Origin of the sequence: Sulfuriflexus sp., from assembly GCF_032250955.1 — a bacterium.
Taxonomy (GTDB): Bacteria; Pseudomonadota; Gammaproteobacteria; order AKS1; family AKS1; genus Sulfuriflexus.
The window spans coordinates 1-3,469 of the sequence record NZ_JAVVES010000119.1 but is presented as its reverse complement, the minus strand read 5'-3'; the positions used below and the strand labels follow the sequence as shown (position 1 = coordinate 3,469).

The following is a 3,469-nucleotide window of genomic DNA, read 5'->3' as shown; positions in this document are numbered from 1 at the left end:
CTGCGTGCGGCCCATCGCCACCAGAACAGCCTGGCTTTGCTGTTTCTGGATATCAATGACTTCAAGTACATTAATGACGCCCATGGACATGCGATGGGTGATCGTGTGCTCTGTGCGATCGCTCGACGGCTGGAACGCTGCGTACGTGAGACAGACACGGTGGCCCGGATGGGCGGCGATGAATTCACTGCGCTGTTGACGGACATCCAGTCGGCGGATACCGTTTTCAGGAAGGTGGAGCAGATTCTCGCGGTTATGGCCGAGCCGTTGGGCACTGAATTCGGCGGGATCAAAATGCCGTCCTGCAGTATCGGCGTGGCCTGTTATCCAGCGGACGGGGAGGATGCCGCTACCCTGCTGAGCCATGCGGATGACCATATGTACCGGCTGAAAGGTCAACGTTCGGGAACTGGCTGACGAGCTTACAGGCCGCCATCAAGCGGCATATTTTCTCCGGCCTGCGCCTGGCTTTGGCTTTATAAGCTTCTCTTATATCTGTGTCGCCAGGCCCTTGAGGACCATATCGGTATAACTGACGACGCCGATAATCTTGCCGTCCTCGACCACCGGCGCGCGCGACAGGCCGAACTTGTCGAATAAGCGGGCGCAGTAGCGGATATCCATCCGCGGGTCGACACTGACAACCGGCTTGGACATGATTTCATAGATGTTGACGCGCTCGGGGGAACGATTCCTGGCGATCACCTCGCGCGCAATATCCGACATCAGCACAATACCGTACTCATCATCGTCGTGACGCTTGTCGACGATCAGCGACTTGGTGTCGACATGCTGCATTTTCTCCAGCGCCTCACTGACCGTGACAAGACCGTCAACCAGATCATAGTTGGTCTTCATTACATCGCGTACCCGAATCAGTATGTTCCTGGTCATAGTTTTTCCTCCACCACTCCCGTTAATTCACGAATCTGCTGGCCGATACCCACCGCGTCTTCCACATCAATCTGGAAAGCGATACCGGTACCCGGCTTGTTATCAAACTCCCCGATCGCAGAGATAGTTTCAAGAATGCTGCGGCTCATGTGTTCCTCAACAAGAAACAATAACATGTCACGCTGCGTTTCCAGGCTCAGACCAAAGAAGGTCTTCGCTTTCTTCAGGCCTTCGCCGCGGGCCTGGCTTATCACCGTTGCCCCCGTGGCGCCCGCGTTACGCGCGGCATTCAGGACTGAGTCCGTTTTATCATCTTCGACCAAGGCAATCAGCAATTTGAAATGCATGGTAATGCCCTCCTTTATTCGTCCTTGAGTTGTTGTTCGCGTTGTTTTCCTTTTACATCACGTTTGTATCGCCATTCACTGATTTGCGCATAGCCCATCACGCTCATGATCGGGAACAGGCTGGCAAAGGCAATCAGGCCAAAGCCGTCCAGCAAGGGGCTCCGCCCGGGCACTGTCGCCGCCAGCCCCAGGCCCAGGGCGGCGACCAGCGGCACGGTCACGGTTGAGGTCGTGACCCCGCCCGAGTCATACGCCAGCGCTATGATCATGCGCGGCGCAAAGACTGTCTGGATAATGACGAGCACGTAGCCGACGATGATGTAATAGTGCAGCGGCGTGCCGCTCACAATACGATAACTCCCCAGCGCGATGCCGATGGCGACCCCGATGGCGACTGCGATACGCAGGCCCCACACGGTAATCGCGCCAGCGGAGACCTGGCGGGCCTTGATGGCCACCGCAATGAGTGAAGGCTCGGCTATAGTGGTGGCAAAACCAATCGCCGCGGCGAAGGCATACACCCAACCATAGTCCTGCCAGCGCAAGACGTCACTGACCTTGTCGATACCGGCATAGATAAAGGCCGGGTCTGTCAATTGTTCCGCCATAAGCTTGCCGAGCGGGAATAACGCCTCTTCAAGCCCGACCAGGAACAGCCCCAGCCCCAGTACAACATAGGCCAGGCCGATCAGAACCTGTTTCAGATGCGGAATAGATTTGCGCAAGACGATAAACTGGAAGGTAAAGATGATGACAATGATGGGCAGGACATCACGCAGTGTCAGTAACAGGGTGTGAAAAATGTGATTGAGTAATTCCATCAGCTTATCGCCATGCCATAGCCCATCACAAAGATCATCGGCGTTAATGAGGCAAAGGCGATGAGACCAAAGCCATCAATCATCGGGTTACGACCGCGGATACTGGAAGCCAGGCCTACACCCAGTGCGGCTACCAGCGGCACGGTCACCGTCGAGGTAGTCACCCCGCCCGAATCGTAGGCGATACCTATGATTTCCTTTGGCGCAAAGCCCGTCATGATAACAACACCGAGATAACCGGCAATGATCAGATACTGAATTGGCCAGCCACGGATAATACGCACCACCCCGATAACGATCGCAAAGCCGACTGAGACGGCGACGGTCATGCGCAGACCAAAGGCGTAGGCTTCCCGGGCCTCGGCAGTCTCGGCAATCATCCCCCCACCGGCAGCCACCCTGGCGGCCTCGGCGGCGACGGCAATCAGGGCGGGTTCAGCGATAGTCGTCCCGAAGCCGAGCGCAAAGGCGAATACCAGCAAGAGTGACGGGCTGCCCTTTTTCGCAAAGGCGTAGGCAATACTTTCACCGATCGGGAACAGGCCCATTTCCAGTCCCTTGATGAACAGGGTCAAGCCGATAAGCACCAGCAAGGCGCCCGTCAGAATACGATCAAGATTCGGGATCGGTTGTTGCAAGACGATGAATTGAAAAAACGCGACCACGATAATGATCGGTAACAAATCGCGCAGGCTCTCCAGCAAGGCGTGCACAATATTTTTTAGTAAATTAATCAAGGAAAGACCCGCTGCCTGTTTACGCTAACCTTACACCATCAGATGGGTGGTGTTAACATAAGCTTATGGATAAGCAGCCGCACCCGACACAAGGTATAGGCAAGGTCATGACCACGGTGGCCTGGTTACTCGCACTTGGCCTGCTCGCCTGGATTTTCGCCGGCTTCGAGGCCCGCGAGAACAACCCGAACCAGTCTATCAGCACACAACAACTCAAGGATGGCGGCAGGGTCATTACCCTGCAACGCAACCGTTCCGGGCATTACGTGGCCGATGGCTTTATCAATGGCGAGCGCGTGACTTTCCTGCTCGACACCGGCGCCAGCGACATCTCCATACCCGGCGACCTGGCCGAAAAACTCGGTCTGCAGCGCGGCCCAAGACAGCAATACAATACGGCGAACGGCGTGATCACCGGTTATCTGACAAGGCTCGACTCGGTGCGTCTCGGTGAGATCGAATTGCATGATGTCCGCGCGAGCATTAATCCGCGCGAGCAGGGTGAGGCATTGTTACTGGGAATGAGCTTCCTGCGCCACCTGGAATTCAGCCAGCACGGCGATACACTGACGATCCGGCAATACTAAATTAAATCACTGCTGTCCTGTTAACATAAGCCTGATAAGCCGTAAGCTTCGGATAAATAAGGTAACCAGGTTGATAGATGCGC

4 protein-coding genes and 1 pseudogene are annotated in these 3,469 nt (G+C 55.6%); 2 read left to right on the top strand and 3 right to left on the bottom strand.

The features are described from left to right. Positions 1-417 (top strand): GGDEF domain-containing protein (locus tag RQ738_RS13360; RefSeq protein WP_314165804.1); only part of this gene is annotated, 417 nt, incomplete at its 5' end. 72 nt (positions 418-489) lie between these two features. Here RQ738_RS13360 and RQ738_RS13355 read toward each other — a convergent pair. The 3 genes and pseudogenes from RQ738_RS13355 to RQ738_RS13345 all read right to left on the bottom strand — a co-directional run bounded on the left by RQ738_RS13355 (position 490) and on the right by RQ738_RS13345 (position 2,796). Beyond that, positions 490-894 (bottom strand): CBS domain-containing protein, encoded by a 405-nt coding sequence (locus RQ738_RS13355; RefSeq protein ID WP_314165802.1) that lies wholly within the window; start codon positions 892-894, stop codon positions 490-492. Next, on the bottom strand, positions 891-1,241 hold the full coding sequence (locus RQ738_RS13350; RefSeq protein WP_314165801.1) for a P-II family nitrogen regulator: 351 nt from the start codon (positions 1,239-1,241) through the stop codon (positions 891-893). Before RQ738_RS13350 ends, RQ738_RS13355 begins: the two co-directional genes overlap by 4 nt. 14 nt (positions 1,242-1,255) lie before the next feature. After that, positions 1,256-2,796: pseudogene (locus tag RQ738_RS13345) on the bottom strand (DUF1538 domain-containing protein). 68 nt (positions 2,797-2,864) lie between these two features. Between RQ738_RS13345 and RQ738_RS13340 the strand changes: the two are divergent. Next, complete coding sequence (locus RQ738_RS13340) at positions 2,865-3,386, top strand: retropepsin-like aspartic protease (protein WP_314165799.1); 522 nt, start codon at positions 2,865-2,867, stop codon at positions 3,384-3,386. Positions 3,387-3,469 lie beyond the last annotated feature (83 nt).